This is a genomic window from Paraburkholderia lacunae, from assembly GCF_003353175.1.
GTDB classification, from domain to species: Bacteria; Pseudomonadota; Gammaproteobacteria; order Burkholderiales; family Burkholderiaceae; genus Paraburkholderia; species Paraburkholderia lacunae.
The window spans coordinates 155,724-169,988 of sequence record NZ_QHKS01000006.1 but is presented as its reverse complement, the minus strand read 5'-3'; the positions used below and the strand labels follow the sequence as shown (position 1 = coordinate 169,988).

Annotated in this window: 16 protein-coding genes; 7 read left to right on the top strand and 9 right to left on the bottom strand. The window is 61.3% G+C overall.

Annotation, left to right across the window (positions count from 1 at the left end):
• The first annotated feature begins 166 nt into the window (after positions 1–166).
• Together DLM46_RS11005 and DLM46_RS11000 are read left to right on the top strand one after the other, a co-directional pair.
• On the top strand, positions 167–1,036 hold the full coding sequence (locus DLM46_RS11005) for an IclR family transcriptional regulator (RefSeq protein WP_115100793.1): 870 nt from the start codon (positions 167–169) through the stop codon (positions 1,034–1,036).
• Positions 1,033–1,914 carry an IclR family transcriptional regulator gene (locus DLM46_RS11000; RefSeq protein WP_115100792.1) on the top strand — a complete coding sequence of 294 codons (882 nt, stop codon included), beginning with the start codon at positions 1,033–1,035 and terminating at the stop codon, positions 1,912–1,914. The genes DLM46_RS11005 and DLM46_RS11000 overlap by 4 nt, the downstream gene beginning before the upstream one ends.
• Positions 1,915–1,974: 60 nt before the next feature.
• On the opposite strand, the gene DLM46_RS10995 is transcribed toward DLM46_RS11000, so the two are convergent.
• The 3 genes from DLM46_RS10995 to DLM46_RS10985 all read right to left on the bottom strand — a co-directional run bounded on the left by DLM46_RS10995 (position 1,975) and on the right by DLM46_RS10985 (position 4,856).
• Positions 1,975–2,835 (bottom strand): MurR/RpiR family transcriptional regulator, encoded by an 861-nt coding sequence (locus tag DLM46_RS10995; RefSeq protein WP_115100791.1) that lies wholly within the window; start codon positions 2,833–2,835, stop codon positions 1,975–1,977.
• Positions 2,836–2,909: 74 nt separating this feature from the next.
• Positions 2,910–3,992, bottom strand: a complete 1,083-nt coding sequence (locus DLM46_RS10990) for an ABC transporter ATP-binding protein (protein WP_115100790.1) — start codon at positions 3,990–3,992, stop codon at positions 2,910–2,912.
• Between the two features lie 90 nt (positions 3,993–4,082).
• Entirely contained in the window at positions 4,083–4,856 is a 774-nt protein-coding gene (locus tag DLM46_RS10985; RefSeq protein WP_115100941.1) for an SDR family oxidoreductase, read from the bottom strand.
• A 337-nt stretch (positions 4,857–5,193) separates the two neighbouring features.
• Between DLM46_RS10985 and DLM46_RS10980 the strand changes: the two genes are divergently transcribed.
• The 3 genes from DLM46_RS10980 to DLM46_RS10970 all read left to right on the top strand — a co-directional run bounded on the left by DLM46_RS10980 (position 5,194) and on the right by DLM46_RS10970 (position 8,334).
• Positions 5,194–6,426 (top strand): ABC transporter substrate-binding protein, encoded by a 1,233-nt coding sequence (locus DLM46_RS10980; RefSeq protein ID WP_115100789.1) that lies wholly within the window; start codon positions 5,194–5,196, stop codon positions 6,424–6,426.
• A 142-nt stretch (positions 6,427–6,568) separates the two neighbouring features.
• Positions 6,569–7,486, top strand: a complete 918-nt coding sequence (locus DLM46_RS10975) for a carbohydrate ABC transporter permease (RefSeq protein ID WP_115100788.1) — start codon at positions 6,569–6,571, stop codon at positions 7,484–7,486.
• Positions 7,483–8,334: a carbohydrate ABC transporter permease gene (locus DLM46_RS10970; RefSeq protein WP_115100787.1), complete on the top strand. Its 852-nt coding sequence runs from the start codon at positions 7,483–7,485 to the stop codon at positions 8,332–8,334. The genes DLM46_RS10975 and DLM46_RS10970 overlap by 4 nt, the downstream gene beginning before the upstream one ends.
• 134 nt (positions 8,335–8,468) lie before the next feature.
• Here the strand turns inward: DLM46_RS10970 and DLM46_RS10965 are convergent, their stop codons facing one another.
• The 4 genes from DLM46_RS10965 to DLM46_RS10950 form a co-directional block, all read right to left on the bottom strand.
• Positions 8,469–8,780, bottom strand: coding sequence for a hypothetical protein (locus DLM46_RS10965; RefSeq protein ID WP_244306069.1), 312 nt, complete (start codon positions 8,778–8,780; stop codon positions 8,469–8,471).
• A gap of 128 nt (positions 8,781–8,908) precedes the next feature.
• Positions 8,909–9,343: a lysozyme gene (locus tag DLM46_RS41225; RefSeq protein ID WP_425273979.1), complete on the bottom strand. Its 435-nt coding sequence runs from the start codon at positions 9,341–9,343 to the stop codon at positions 8,909–8,911.
• Positions 9,344–9,541: 198 nt separating this feature from the next.
• Positions 9,542–10,171: a flagellar biosynthesis sigma factor gene (locus tag DLM46_RS10955; RefSeq protein WP_115100785.1), complete on the bottom strand. Its 630-nt coding sequence runs from the start codon at positions 10,169–10,171 to the stop codon at positions 9,542–9,544.
• Positions 10,168–11,181 carry a DUF2515 family protein gene (locus tag DLM46_RS10950; RefSeq protein WP_115100784.1) on the bottom strand — a complete coding sequence of 338 codons (1,014 nt, stop codon included), beginning with the start codon at positions 11,179–11,181 and terminating at the stop codon, positions 10,168–10,170. Before DLM46_RS10950 ends, DLM46_RS10955 begins: the two co-directional genes overlap by 4 nt.
• A 278-nt stretch (positions 11,182–11,459) precedes the next feature.
• Between DLM46_RS10950 and DLM46_RS10945 the strand changes: the two genes are divergently transcribed.
• The gene (locus DLM46_RS10945) at positions 11,460–11,735 is read left to right on the top strand and encodes a hypothetical protein (RefSeq protein WP_425273974.1); all 276 of its coding nucleotides are present in this window, start codon (positions 11,460–11,462) and stop codon (positions 11,733–11,735) included.
• Positions 11,736–11,811: 76 nt separating this feature from the next.
• Here DLM46_RS10945 and DLM46_RS10940 read toward each other — a convergent pair whose 3' ends face one another.
• Positions 11,812–12,021: a hypothetical protein gene (locus DLM46_RS10940; RefSeq protein WP_115100783.1), complete on the bottom strand. Its 210-nt coding sequence runs from the start codon at positions 12,019–12,021 to the stop codon at positions 11,812–11,814.
• A 43-nt stretch (positions 12,022–12,064) separates the two neighbouring features.
• Between DLM46_RS10940 and DLM46_RS10935 the strand changes: the two genes are divergently transcribed.
• Positions 12,065–13,642, top strand: coding sequence for an MFS transporter (locus DLM46_RS10935; RefSeq protein WP_115100782.1), 1,578 nt, complete (start codon positions 12,065–12,067; stop codon positions 13,640–13,642).
• 332 nt (positions 13,643–13,974) lie between these two features.
• On the opposite strand, the gene DLM46_RS41220 is transcribed toward DLM46_RS10935, so the two are convergent.
• Positions 13,975–14,151 (bottom strand): H-NS family nucleoid-associated regulatory protein, encoded by a 177-nt coding sequence (locus DLM46_RS41220; RefSeq protein WP_425273973.1) that lies wholly within the window; start codon positions 14,149–14,151, stop codon positions 13,975–13,977.
• Positions 14,152–14,265: the final 114 nt, after the last annotated feature.

Sequence of the window (14,265 nt, the reverse complement as noted above, 5' to 3'; positions counted from 1 at the left end):
ACCGGTATGTCGGGGTGAATGCATCTTATGGCCGTCTCAGATTATTTGTCAATAGCGAAATGTATCGCTATACGCAAATTTCAAGACGCCTAAGATAAGGACACGAAGGTGTGGGTCTTCGGGCGTCTTCCTTTAACATGGACCCTTTTTACGGACGAGCGCGGGTGTGAGCAAAGCAGCGAAATCGGGCGCGGGCAAAGGCGGACGCGAGGATCAGGACGGCGGCGAACCGGCCGACAGCGGCAAAACCCAACGCGGCATCCAGAGCGTCGAAGTGGGCGGCCGCGTGCTGCTGGCGCTCGCACAGGCGCGCGCTCCGCTGGCTTTATCCGACCTGGCCGCCAGCGCGCAGCTCGCACCGGGGCAGGCGCATGCCTATCTGGTGAGCTTGAGCCGGTTAGGTCTGATCAAACGCGACGAGTTGTCCGGGCGCTATGAACCGGGTCCCCTGTCATTGCGGCTCGGTTTGATGCATCTGGAGAATCAGCCGGCGTTTCGCGCCGCCGTGCCGCGCGTCGCGGCGTTGGCCGAAGCGATCGGCTTTAGCGTCGCGATTTGTATTGCGGGGCCGCAAGGGCCGACCATCGTTCGATATGAGCATGCGGGGTTTCCGTTGCATGTGAATCTGCATGTGGGCACGGTCATGTCATTGCCGGCGACTTCCACCGGACGTGTGTTTTGCGCCTATCTGCCGCGCGCCACGCTTGACGGCATGTGGGCGAACCAGTCCGGCGCCGCCGATAGCGCGATGACGCCGGCTGGCGAGCACGCAGCGTTCGGAGCGGCGCTCGCCGAGATTCGCGCGCGCGGGCTTGCGTGCAGCGTCGATGTGCCGAGCCCCGGCATCAGCAGCTTGAGCGTGCCGGTGCTCGATGCCGCTAGCCGCTTGTGCCTCGCGCTGACGGTGATCGGCTCGACCGGCGCCATCGACGTCGCCGCCGACGGCCCCACCGCTCAGGCGCTCCTCGCCACGGCTCGAGACATCGGCGCCGAACTTGCGGCGACGCCTTCTCTGCTTGCTTCTTCCACATCGTGACCGACTCTCCCGACACTTCGCCCAATAGCGCCGCCGATGCGAAACCGCAGCGCGGCATCCAGTCGCTCGACAGCACGGGCGAATTGCTTGCCGCGCTGGTCGCGGCGGCGCGGCCGCTGACTTTGCGCGACCTTGCCGCCGCCGCGGGCATGCCGCCGGCCAAGGCGTTTCCGCATCTCGTGAGCTTGCAGAAGATCGGTTTGCTGAACCGCGATGCGGCGGGGTGTTTCGAAGCCGGTCCGTTGGCGTTGGAGCTTGGCTTGATCGGCCTGCAGCGGCTGTCGCCGACGCGGGAGGCTGAACCGGAAGTGGTCGAGCTGGCGGCATCGACAGGCATGAGCGTCGCGATGGCGGTGCTCGGGCCGCTCGGGCCAACTGTCGTGCGACTGGAGGAATCGGCGCGGCCGCTGCATGTGAGCTTGCGGGTCGGCACGGTGATGTCGCTGGTGAATACGGCAATTGGCCGTGTGTTCGCCGCTTACGTGGCGGACGATGTGCGCAATGGCTTGCTCGCGCAGGATCATTTGCGGCTGGCGGGCGCGGACCAAGCGGATATCTTCGCGACGGCGGCAACGACGACCGCGGCGAGCGCTAAAAAAGCGGCGCCGGCGCAAGGGGCCAAACACTACGCGCAACGGCTCGCACAGATTCGCGCGGACGGCATCGATACCGCGTTGAGCCGCCCCGTGCCGGGCATCAACACGCTGGCCGCGCCCGTGCTGGACCACACCGGCAGCATCTGTCTGGTGCTCGCGCTGATGGGGCCGACCGGCAGCTTCGACAGCGAACCGACGGGCAATCCTGCGCGCACGTTAAAGGCCGCGACGCTGCGGTTGTCGCGGCGGTTCGGGTGGATCGAGGCGGCGGCCGCAGGCTGAAGAGGGGTTCGCCGAAGGGCGTGTAAGCGTTTTAAGTCGCCGTGCGATTCACGCCGGCGGTTAGTCCCCCGCCGCCTCCGGCTCATGCGACAACCGCGCCTTCGCATGCCGCATCTTTTCGAGCGTCTTCGGACCGAGCTTCAGCGCGACGCCGATCGCGAGCGCATCCATGATGCACAGATGCACGAGCCGGGACACGCCCGGCGTATTCGGATCGATCGGGCTCGGCACGCGCAGCAGCAGCGGAATATCGACGAGCCACGCAAGCCGCGAGCCGACGTTAGTCAGCGCAATCGTTGTTGCGCCCCGCTCCTTCGCGATCTGAATGCTTTCGTTCACTTCGACGCTGCGGCCTGAATGGGAAATCGCGAACGCCACATCGCCCGGCTCCATCAAGCCGGCATATAGCCGCTGCAGATGGCCATCGGTAAAAGCCGTCGAAGCGATATCGAGCCGCAGGAACCGCAGCGCCGCATCTTGCGCGACGAGCCCCGACCCCGAACCGACACCGAAGAAGAACACCCGCCGCGCGCTCGCCAACGCCGCGATCGCGCTTTCGACCACGACGGGATCGAGCGCGCCGCGCGCATGCGTGATGCCGTCGACTGCCGCTTCGCCGACCTTGTCCATCAGCGTCTGCACATCGTCGTCGCGCGCCACCGCAGCCGATGCGTACGGCAAGCCGCCCGCCACGCTCTGCGCCAGTTGCATCTTGAAGTCGCGCAGACCATGCGCGCCGATCGCGCGGCAAAAGCGCGTGACAGACGGCTCGGAGACATCGGCGCGCTGCGCAAGCTCGGTGATGCTCGCCCGCATGGCGAAGTCGACGTCGCTCAGCACCATGTCGGCGACCTTGCGCTCGGCGGGCCGCAAATTGGCCAGTGCGCCGCGGATGTGGGGAATCAAGTTCGGTGCGGACACCCAGTGTTCCTTAAGGGTTAAATGAATCCGCGTCGCGTCGCAGCTTCAATCGGCTTCAGCCAGCATCGCGCGGTTCAGACCAGCCTGTGCCCACTCTCCGTATCGAACAGATGAATATGTTCGGCCGGCAAGCGCAGCGTCACGCGCTGACCGGGCTCGACTTTCGAGCGCTGGCGAGTCGTCACACACCACGTGCTGCCGCCTATTTTCCCGTACAAATGCGTCTCGGCGCCAGTCGGCTCGACTACTTCGACTTCCATCGAAGCATCCGGCGTTTCCGCCGCGGTCTCGATGTGCTCGGGACGCACGCCGAGCGTGACCTTCGCGCCGGCAGTCGCCGAAGCCGGCGCGCCCTCCAGAACGATTTCGCCGCCGTCGCCCAGCTTCAACGCGAGACCGGCGCCTTGCGCGCGATTGACCAGCACGCCTGCGGCGAAATTCATCGACGGCGAGCCGAGGAAACTCGCGACAAACAGATTCGCCGGATGGTCGTACAGTTCCAGCGGCCGGCCGATCTGTTCGATACGTCCCGCGTTCATCACGACGATACGGTCGGCCATCGTCATCGCTTCGATCTGATCGTGCGTGACGTAGATCACCGTATTCTTCAGACGCTGATGCAGCGCCTTGATTTCCGTGCGCATCTGCACGCGCAGCTTGGCGTCGAGATTCGACAGCGGTTCGTCGAACAGGAACAGCGACGGCTCGCGCACCACCGCGCGGCCCATCGCCACGCGCTGCCGTTGACCGCCGGACAGCGCACGCGGCAAGCGATCCAGGTAGCCACTGAGATTCAGCATCTTCGCGGCGGCTTCGATGCGCGGCTTGAAACTCGCCGACGGCTCCTTGCGAATGCGCGGCCCGAACGCAATGTTGTCGTAGACGGACAGATGCGGATAGAGCGCGTAGCTCTGGAACACCATCGAAATATTGCGCTGCTGCGGCGCGAGACCATTCGCGCGCGTGCCGCCGATCATCAGATCGCCGCCGCTGATTTCTTCGAGCCCCGCCACCATCCGCATCAACGTGCTCTTGCCGCAGCCCGACGGGCCGACCAGCACGACGAACTCGCCGTCGTCGATGTGCAGATCGATGCCGTGGACCACCTGCGTGTCGCCGTAGCGCTTGAAGATGCCGCTCAGTTGCACTGCTGCCATGCTGTCCTCATTGTCATTCCGTCGTGCTGTCGTGCCTCATTGAACGCAGTACGCGCCGCGCGTACCCGTTCAAGGCCCGTTCAAGGCGTTTCAAAGCGTCTCGAGCGTCAGTTCCTCGGCCATCGGACGGTTGCCGGCCATCAAGCCGCCGTCCACTGGCAACGCGACGCCGGTAATCACACGCGCCATCGGCGACGCGAGAAACAGCACCGCATCGGCGATATCGTCGGGCGTCGCGAAGTCGCGCAACGGGTACCACTTCTTCAGATCCTCGAAGACCTGCGGATTCTTGTCGACCCGCGCCTGCCACGCCTGCGTCTTCACCGTGCCCGGACAAACGATGTTCGCGCGAATGCCGTAACGGCCCAGCTCGATCGCCAGCGCTTTGGTGTAGCTGATGAGACCGGCCTTCGCCGCGCTATACGCCGGATGACCGAGCGCGGCCATGCCGTTCACCGAACCGATCAGCACCAATACGCCCTTTTGCCGTTCGATCATCGACGCGCGCACCGCTTCCACCGTGTGGTACGTGCCGTTCAGATTCAGATGGATGTCGCGCTGCCAGCTGGCGGCGTCCGTCGTGGCGAGCGTCAGCCCGTTGGCTGCGCCCGCGTTCGCGACCAGCACGTCTACTGGACCGCGCGCCTTGACCGCTGCGGCCACCGTCTGCTTGACCGCCTCGGCGTCGCCGAGATCGACCGCGATCGGCGTGACGTGCGCGTCACCGAGCTGCGAAGTCAAAGCGCCGAGCGCGTTCGCGTCGATATCGAGCGCCAGCACCGTATCGCCCTGCTCCACGAACCGCTTGCACAACACGCTGCCGATTCCGCCGCAAGCGCCGGTTACCAACACCACACGATTCATGTTCGCCTCACTCCTCAAGCCCTCGCTGCCGCCGCTGGTTTGGCGTGTAAATTTCCTACAAATCCGACAACCCCGCAAGTGTCCGGCCATCCCGAAGATTGGGTATCCGTTTCTTCGCGCCGCACAAAATACGCCTGCTTTACAGCATCTTAGGCACAAAATCGGCCGAGAAAAAATATCGTAGACCCTACGTGACAAGCGATTTTTCGTCATGTAGGATTTTTTCAAACAATTCAACCCAAAGCGGCCGGCGACGGCAGCAGACCACCCCCACCATCGTTGGATGGGACCGGAGTAAGCGTTAAAGCGCTAACTCCGATCGACACAGGAGAGAGAAATGTCGTTGCATGCCCGTGCTTCCCTCGCGCTCGGCAAAGTTGCCGTGGCGCTCGCGTTTGCAGGTATCGCCGTGGCGGCTCACGCCGACACGGTCCGCGTCACCGTCGCGCATTACAGCGATGCCACCGCGCCGTACTTCGAAAAGATGGCCCGTAACTTCGAGAAGGCCAATCCCGGCACGACCATCAAGATCGAAGACGTGAACTGGGACACGCTGCAACAGAAACTGCAAACGGACATTTCCGGCGGCGCCAATGCCGACCTCGCGATCGTCGGCACGCGGTGGTTGCTCGACTTCGTGAAAGACGACGTTGCCGAGCCGCTCGACAGCTACATGGACCCGAGCTTCAAGGGCCGCTTCATCGGCCCGTTCCTCGCGCCGGGCGAGATCAGCGGCAAGGTGTACGGCCTGCCGATCGCAGCTTCTGCGCGCGCGCTCTACTACAACAAGGACCTGCTCGCGAAGGTCGGCTATCCCGACGGCCCGAAAACCTGGAATGACGTGATCGAAGCGTCGAAGAAGCTGAAGGCGCAGGGCGTTGCCGGCTTCGGTCTGCAAGGCAAGGAAATCGAAACCGACGTCTACTATTACTACGCCCTGTGGACCAACGGCGGCGACGTGGTCGGCAAGGACGGCAAGGCAGCGTTCAATTCACCGGCCGGCATCAAGGCGGCCACGCTGTACAAGACCATGATCGACCAGGGGCTGACGCAACCGGGCGTCACCGGCTTCAGCCGTGAAGACGTGCAGAATCTGTTCAAGCAGGGCCGCGTCGCGATGATGATCTCCGCACCCTTCCTCGCCAAGCAGATCAAGAAGGAAGCGCCGAACCTGAAGTACGGTATCGATCCGATCCCGATGGGCACGACGCACGCCACCTACGCGGTGACGGACTCGATCGTGATGTTCAAGAACTCGAAGGTGAAGAAGTCGGCATGGAAGTTCCTCGACTACCTGTTCACGAAGGAGCCGCGCGTCGAGTTCACGACGACCGAGGGCTTCCTGCCGACCACCAAGGCCGAGGCGACCGATCCGGCGTTCAACGATCCGGACACCAAGGCCTTCGTCGCGCTGCTGCCGACTGCCCACTTCGCGCCGACCGTGACCGGTTGGGAAGACACCGCGAAAGCCGTGTCCGATGCGATGCAGTCGATCTATCTCGGCAAGGCCAAGCCGGCCGATGCGTTGACTACAGCGGCCGCGCAAGCGAACAAGTCGCTAGGTCATTGATCGCGTAGTCTCGCAGTGATTTGCTGAACCGGGAACGCGCGCCGCCGTTGCGAAGGCGGCGCGCGTTCCGGTGGTACTGCACTGTCCGGCCCATCCCGACGCGCCCGCTTTTGATGCGGGCGCGTCTTACGATCGAGCACGCATGAGCCGTTCCATTTCTTCCGTTTCTTCGGCTTCTTCCGCTTCTTCGCGCCTGCAAGCGCCCTGGTTGCTGATTGCGCCGAGCCTGGTGCTGGCGCTGTTCATCATCAGCTATCCGATTTTCAACATCGTGTGGCAATCGCTGCACGAGGTCTCGCGCTTCGGCGCGATTCGCGATTTCACCGGCCTGCAGAATTTCTATACGATTTTCGGCGACCCCGCCTTCCTCGCCGCCGCCAGGCGGACGGTGACCTGGACCGTCTGTGTAGTGGGCGGCACAGTGCTGATTTCGGTGCCGGTCGCGCTGGTGCTGAATCAGGATTTTTACGGACGTGGCATCGCCCGCACGATCGTGATGCTGCCGTGGTCCGTCTCGCTGACGATGACTGCCGTGGTCTGGCGCTGGGCCTTCAACGACGACTACGGCACGGTCAACGTCACATTGCAGCGACTCGGATTCATCAGCGGTCCGATTCATTGGCTCGCTACGCCGGAGCTCGCGTTCCCGGTGGAAATCGCGGTCGGCATTCTGGTGTCGATTCCTTTTACCGTGACGATTCTGCTCGGCGGTTTGTCGTCGGTGCCGGGCGATATCTACGAAGCGGCGCGCATGGACGGCGCCAGCGCCTGGCAGCAGTTTCGCCAGCTGACGCTGCCGCTGTTGCGGCCGTTCGTCAACATGACGATTCTGCTGAACGTGATCTACGTGTTCAACTCGTTCCCGATCATCTGGGTGATGACGCAAGGCGGCCCTGACAACGGCACGCACATTCTCGTCACCTATCTCTACGAGCTCGGTTTCCGTCTGGGACGACCCGGCGAAGCCGCGGCGGTGTCGCTGATCATGCTCGTCATGCTGTTCGTTTTCTCGATCGCCTATCTGCGCCTGCAGCCCGCGAAGGAAGGAGGTCCGACATGAGTCTTAGCGTCAAGATGAAGCGCTCGCTGTGGTGCTGGCTCGCGCTGTCTCCACTGGTTGTGGTGGTGCTGTTTCCGTTTGCCGTCATGCTGTTTACCGCCTTGAAACCGGCTGCTGAGATTTTTGTGTATCCCGCAAGGTGGTTGCCGGTGCATTGGCAGTGGAGCAATTTCGTCGATATGTGGGTTGCGGCCAATTTTGGCGTGGCGCTGAGGAATAGCTGCGTGATCAGCTTCCTGTCGACCGCGTTGGCGTTGGCTGTGAGTTTGCCGGCAGCTTACGCGATGGCGAGGTTTCCGTTTCGCGGGAAGGGGTTGTATTCGCAGTTTCTTCTGGTGACGCAGATGTTGTCGCCGATTCTGCTGGTGGTTGGCTTGTTCAGGTTGGCCGCGATGATCCCTTATGGGGATGGGAATCTGGTTGACTCCAGGATCGGGGTCATCGTTTCTTATGCGGCTTTTAACATCGCGTTCGCGGTTTGGATGTTGTCTTCTTACTTTCAGACTGTGCCGCGGGATCTTGAAGAGTCGGCCTGGCTCGAGGGATGTGGGAGGACTCGGGCTGTTTTTAAGGTGTTCTTGCCGTTGGCTGTGCCTGCGATTGTCGTTACCGCGATCTTTACGTTTATTAATGCGTGGAATGAGTTTGCGGTTGTTTATACGTTGATTCGGTCGCCGGAGAATAAGACTCTCACCGTTCAGGTGACCGACATGGTCGCCGGGAAGTACGTCGTCGAGTGGCATCTGGTGATGGCCGCTACCCTGTGCGCGACGCTGCCGGTTTCAATTGTGTTTGCGTGGTTGCAGCGGTATCTGGTAAAGGGGTTGGCGTTGGGGGCGGTGAAGTAGAGGTTCGGGAAAGTGCGGCAGGTTTTATCCTGTCGCACTCAATGTTCTTTGCAGAGCTTAGGTGCGCGCCCCGGTCAGGCATCGTTGTGAATACAGATGCCTTGGGTGAGTCGGATTTGACCTGCGTTGTTCGATCACTTTTCGCGCATAGCTCGCACCATCACGCCGTTCCACCCAAATGCGATACGGTTATCTGCCATGCGAAAAACGGCGGTGCAGTTCGCGCTGTCCAGCAACGTGGTGCGCGCAGGCAAGCCGACGTCCGGTGGATACACGTCGTAAAGCTCCTTCAACTTCGCGGCGCTGTCCACCTCGCTTACGAGGAAGCCGTCATGGGGTGTGCAGTTCTGGTTGCTGAATTCAATACCTTTCGGTGAGATCGTCAGGACCTGGCCGAGAATTCGCTTCGCTTCTGGAATACCAGCCGAAATGGTGGAGTAGGCCACGACATCCGTAACCACCCATCTGCCTGCAAATCCAGCCGGCGATAGCCTCGCCTCTGACGTACCCCCTTGCGCGTTAGATAGTCCAGCCGCGAGGATCAGTGCAACGGCCGCGCATAACTGACGGACGCTCATTGCGCAGACTGCCGGAAGGGAGCGGATTCGCGCACACGCCGATTCACAAGTCCTTGACTGCGCTGCGCGGGCCCGGCCGCAGTGCCATCCGGTCTACGCGGGGTAATCATCACGTTGCTCATCATCTGTGAAACCACATCCGTCATATGTCCACCATTCGCAGGAGAGAGCGCTTGCCGGGTGTTGACGTTACTCGAGTTGTACGCGAACGATACGGCCGCATCGAATTGTGCCTGCGTCAACTGACGCTCCGTAACAATAGCCCTAAGCCGACGCTCTGCATCTTGCACGCGAGATTGAAGGACCGCGTTGGCCTGTTGCGGAAGGACAGTTCGCTTAAGCTCTTCTGGCGTGCATGGCCCCAAGTGAGCTAGCGTACCGATACCCCACGTGCAATTACCGTTCACCGGCGCATCGTTGTAGTAGCGCATCACAACGCCCTCATTGAATCGCAAAGCTGCATACCCGGCTTGACTCATTCTCATACTGTCATTGGCACCTGGCATTCCCCACTCCTTGAAATGACCGGTGAAGAGCATAACAGGCGACGCGGGTGCGATAACAACCTATCAGAACGGATAGGGTATATTCCTCGTCGATGCTTCCGTTTTATGTCATGTGGTCACGCATTAGCTAGCGGGGCTGTCCGTCATTAAAGGCGGGCCGCTCAATCGCAGTGTTATCAGGTAGCGTTCGTCGTTCGGGCGGTTCTCGTGAACGAAGCGGCGAATGTCGAGAATGACTTCATATTTGTTGTCGGCTATCCAATAGGTTATCGGATCGGATCGGTCACGGATTTGCGCTCGGATGGCCGGCGTATCCGTGATGGGCGGATTTTCGGCAGTCCGGGTTCGACGCCATCCTCCACGCAGAAGTTGATCCTGCAAATCAATAAAAATCTCCATGGCGTCGTCAAGCGGCAATGTTTCGATTTGCGGCGATAGGGTCACTGACCACACGTTGCCCTGCCCGTCATAACCTACCGTCAGGAATTTCGCGGCAGGAGTAATGAAGCCATATTGGGGGTCGTTGAAGCGCAATCTCGCAGGACGACTGACATAGCCGCCCCAGTTTGCATTAGGCTCGGCGGGGGGCAGGGTTGAGTGTGATTGCTGACGTACTTGCTGATAAGGTTCACCGAGCGTCAAAACAACTTCATCGACTGGCCTGGCTCTCAAATAGATTCCCCACACAGCAGCAAATCCAAGAATTAAACCGATAACCCGCCATCGCCATTTGGTGGTTCGCGTTTCTGTCATCGTCCACCACCTCCGGCAAGAAGGAACAGCGAGTTCTCGACTGATTGGCGTTCGATCGGATGGCGCAGCAAGTCATCAAACCGGTGCGCCGCGCGCAGGACAAATGCCATCCGTTGACCAGGATCAGCAAGGTTCGCCAGAGGCTCCTTGCTGAATATCTCGTATTTTGCGCTGGCACCCGTGACCGTGCATTGATTGGCAAGCGTCAACTGGATTTCCCGCGCAGATCCGGTTGGGATGTTCAACGCCCACGCAAACTGATTGGCCCTCGTCAGCATGGCAAACGTAGGGTCGTTGTACATGGCTGGTTGCAGGATATTGAGTTGCTCATGCCGGGCCAGTAGCTCTACGCCGCCTGTAATGTCCCCGGCATCAACCGCCTTAAATCCCCTTCGAATTTCCGGCGCGGGAACGCCGAATCTGACCGAATCTGCAATCGGCCAGTTGACGGCCCCACTCAATAGCGCTCGTTCGGTTAGGCAGCGCTCAAACCTCTGCAAACCGAATTTCTTGTAAAACATGTGCAGCGGCCAGATATCGAGAAACAATGCGGTGTTGCCCTTCGCCAGCATCTCATACAGCTTGCGTGCGCCTTCGCCGGACGCCTGATCAGGCACCGGCATACGCGGCGAGGCATGGGGCGACAGGCGTTCAAGCGGCGAACTTGTTTTGTCCCATTGCTGATAGGCGTCCGGCTGTCGGTTCGACTTGCCGATCATCTCTGCGGCGTTGAGCAGGCCGCAGCCTACCTGTTTGGATGCAAATGCAGCGAGCCCCGCCCACTGGAACCGGTGATCGTCCAGCCACAATTGCGCGTAGGCCGCGTTGATACGCCGGTTACGCGCAACCGGATCGTCAACGGATACGATGGCCTCGGCCTTCTTCTGATAGAAGCGCCAGCAGTCGATACAGTCCTGCTTGTCGTCTTCGGCTCGCTTTCTTGCGGCAGCCTCTTCCTCTTTCCAGTTCGGGTAACAAATCGGACGCCTTGGGTTATCGCACTTTTGCATGAAATCTGCTCGTTGTTATCGGCTTCGTTTTCATCACGTACCGCAACGTTCGTTTGCGGCGCACGCCCACATATAAGGTTGGCCGCATCGAACATCGAGCGGCCATTCTCGACGCGGGGTAAACCTAGCAGATTGCAGGACGCCCATGTTTTTGGGATATTCGCCGCCAGCAAAAAAGCCGACCCTCGTTGAGCCAACTCAACAAGCTGATAACACTTGCATCCTCAATGCGTAGGAATCCTGCCATCACGAGTGACGAAAGACGGCGTCAGCAGACCATGATTGATTTGCTTGTCGAAACGGCGGAACGATATCAGCAGGATCTCGAGTGTGACCGTGAGCTGTACCAGGTGATCGCGCTCGATGCGAAGGGCATCCCTCAAAGCCGCATCACCGCGAACCGTGCTGCGCGCCTTCTTGCGGAGGCATCACAAATAGCGACGACGGAAACACCGGCAGCCACGAAGCCCAGCCCGCGCAAACGAACGTCAGCCAAAGCCGCGACGAACGTAGACGCAGACACTACGCAGCATCCGATTCCCGTTAAGCACTAACCGTTCAACGCAGTCAACGTGCTGCGTCAACAAGTGACCGAACAGAGTGCGGGGCAACCGCTACCGGGTATCGAAGTCAAGCGATCGCCCCGTCATGCGGACTCTCCCACGGGCTGTCGGCCGTTGTCGACATCAGCGCACGCACGAAGCGGTCAGTCCACTCAGATTGCCTATCGCTCGGGTCGATTGCGGAGTATTTGTCCGGATAGATCGGAATGGAGATCGATTTAATCACAAATTCAATCCAGCTAGTATCGGCCTTGGTACAAAGGCTCGCCTCTGCCATCGAGGCGGGAGGCTCCGCCCGGCATCTCTTTTGAGGAATCCGTATGGCCAACGCTGCCACCGACTCGCACCGCCCAGCGCACAAGCTACTGGTTCTGGGCGCCGTGTGTCTTTCTGGACTTTCGATGCCCGTCAGCTTCACCGGCCCGGCCGTTGCTTTGCCGGCCATCGCGCAATCCTTGGGCGGGACCCCGATCGCTCTCAACTGGGTCACAAACGCGTTCATGCTCGCCTTCGGCAGCAGTCTGATGGTTGGCGGTTCGCTGGCCGACCGCTACGGGCGCAAGCGCTTGTTCCTTTGCGGCACGCTGGGATTTGCGATCTTATCGCTCCTTGCGACGCAAGCCTCGAGCATGTCCGGACTCGATGTTCTTCGCGCACTCCAAGGCATATTCAGTGCCGCGGCCCTGTCGTCAGGTGCCGCCGCGCTCGCTCAGGAATTCGAGGGCGAGGCTCGGACGCGTGCATTCAGCCTGCTCGGGACCACGTTTGGCGTCGGTTTGTCGTGCGGGCCTGTTGTCGCCGGAATTCTCATCGAGCATTTCGGCTGGCGGTCGGTGTTCCTCAGCGTGACGGCGATAACGCTCGTCGCGTTCGCATTCGGCGGAAAATGGATCCGGGAGACGAGGGACCCGGGCGCGACCGGTCTCGATTGGCCGGGTGCGACGACGTTTACATGCGCATTGACGCTCTTCACCTACGCGGTGCTGCGCGTGCCCGAAGGCGGATGGTTGAGCGCGCCCGTGGTGGCCATGCTCGTTGTTTCCGGTGTCGCCATGGCCGCCTTCATTGTCGTGGAGCGCCGCGCGAGACGGCCGATGCTCGACTTGTCGCTTTTCCGCTACCCGCGTTTCATTGGGGTCCAGTTTCTCGCGGCAGCGCCCGCCTACTCATATGTCGTTCTGGTCGTGCTACTGCCCTTGCGCTTTATCGGCGTTGAGGGCCGCGACGCGGTGACGGCCGGACAAATGATGTTCGCATTGTCGGCGCCGATGCTCATGATGCCCCTCGTCGCCGGCTTGCTGACCCGGTGGCTGACGGCCGGCTTCATCGCAGGCGTCGGATTGCTGCTCTGCGCATGCGGTCATGTGTGGCTCGCCCAATGCCCGCCGGGGCAACTGCTCACGCAGACGCTCTTGGCCATGATCGTCATTGGCATCGGCGTGAGCCTGCCGTGGGGGCTGATGGACGGGCTCGCCGTCAGCGTTGTGCCGAAGGAGCGCGCGGGCATGGCTACGGGCATCTTCAACACGACGCGCGTCGCCGGGGAGGGTATCGCGCTCGCAATCGTCTCGGCGCTCCTGGCGGGCATGGTGGAGTCGAGCTTGCGCCGCGCAGCGCTTGCCGGTAGCGGTGGCGCGACGCTGAGCGAAGCAGCCAATCGACTCGCGATGGGCGACATGTCGCGCACGTTGGAGCTGCTGCCGCATGCGACGCGTGTCGCGCTCGTGCAAAGTTACGGTGCCGCATTCCATCTTCTACTTTATGTGCTCGCCGGAATCAGTGTGCTATCGGCCGCGATGGTGTTTGGCTTCCTGAGCCACTCGAAGTTGCCGCATCTGGAATCTGCTGGGTCCGGCAGGGCACAGCGACGCTCGCAAGCATCGGCCACGATACAGTAAAGAAGCAAGCTGGCGTTGTCGCGGCTTCGTGCGCAGCCGCCGGGCCGAGCGCGAAGGCAGGAGCCAGCGCGAGCTCATAACCGGCCAGCCAGACCCGCACTGACTCACTCTGCTCAGGCTGGGCGACCTTCTACCCCATCAGGGCCGATCACAAGCGGTCGAACCCCTCGAAATGATTTGCACAGCTCATCAACCGCCGCCCTTATCGGCGGTGTGGATCAGCTCGCCTGTGTTACCTGAAAATGGTGGTTTTTGAACCACGCCCCGCCCTCTCCACGCGGTTTGGCTACCGCGGCGGATCGTGTGACCCTTGCCGCATCGAAGTTTGACGATCAACCGGGTTCGCCGATCCTGTACTGCTCGATGTCCTTGCCGCGCAGCCACGCGGGGCGGGGGCCCCGTCCGTTCCACGTCGCGCCGGTCGCCGAATCGCGAAAGCGCGCCGGCGTGCGAGGCGCGTTGCCGGTCGGCTGACCGGCGAACACCTCGGTTCGCGTGAAGCGAAACATGGCCACTGTCTCCCGTACCACTTTCAGTGCGGACGGAGCTTCCCCTCGCCGTGCATCTTCGATGCGTCTGTCCAGCACGGCTCTTTCTTCGAGTAATTCCTTCAAGGTCGACAC

Bases quoted from the DNA above. Each gene is read 5' to 3' on its own strand.
- DLM46_RS10990 (WP_115100790.1), bottom strand. From the start codon at position 3,992: ATGGCAGCAGTGCAACTGAGCGGCATCTTCAAGCGCTACGGCGACACG.
- DLM46_RS10985 (WP_115100941.1), bottom strand. From the start codon at position 4,856: ATGAATCGTGTGGTGTTGGTAACCGGCGCTTGCGGCGGAATCGGCAGC.
- DLM46_RS10980 (WP_115100789.1), top strand. From the start codon at position 5,194: ATGTCGTTGCATGCCCGTGCTTCCCTCGCGCTCGGCAAAGTTGCCGTG.
- DLM46_RS10975 (WP_115100788.1), top strand. From the start codon at position 6,569: ATGAGCCGTTCCATTTCTTCCGTTTCTTCGGCTTCTTCCGCTTCTTCG.
- DLM46_RS10970 (WP_115100787.1), top strand. From the start codon at position 7,483: ATGAGTCTTAGCGTCAAGATGAAGCGCTCGCTGTGGTGCTGGCTCGCG.
- DLM46_RS41225 (WP_425273979.1), bottom strand. From the start codon at position 9,343: ATGCGCTACTACAACGATGCGCCGGTGAACGGTAATTGCACGTGGGGT.
- DLM46_RS10955 (WP_115100785.1), bottom strand. From the start codon at position 10,171: ATGACAGAAACGCGAACCACCAAATGGCGATGGCGGGTTATCGGTTTA.
- DLM46_RS10950 (WP_115100784.1), bottom strand. From the start codon at position 11,181: ATGCAAAAGTGCGATAACCCAAGGCGTCCGATTTGTTACCCGAACTGG.
- DLM46_RS10945 (WP_425273974.1), top strand. From the start codon at position 11,460: ATGATTGATTTGCTTGTCGAAACGGCGGAACGATATCAGCAGGATCTC.
- DLM46_RS10940 (WP_115100783.1), bottom strand. From the start codon at position 12,021: ATGGCAGAGGCGAGCCTTTGTACCAAGGCCGATACTAGCTGGATTGAA.
- DLM46_RS10935 (WP_115100782.1), top strand. From the start codon at position 12,065: ATGGCCAACGCTGCCACCGACTCGCACCGCCCAGCGCACAAGCTACTG.
- DLM46_RS41220 (WP_425273973.1), bottom strand. From the start codon at position 14,151: ATGTTTCGCTTCACGCGAACCGAGGTGTTCGCCGGTCAGCCGACCGGC.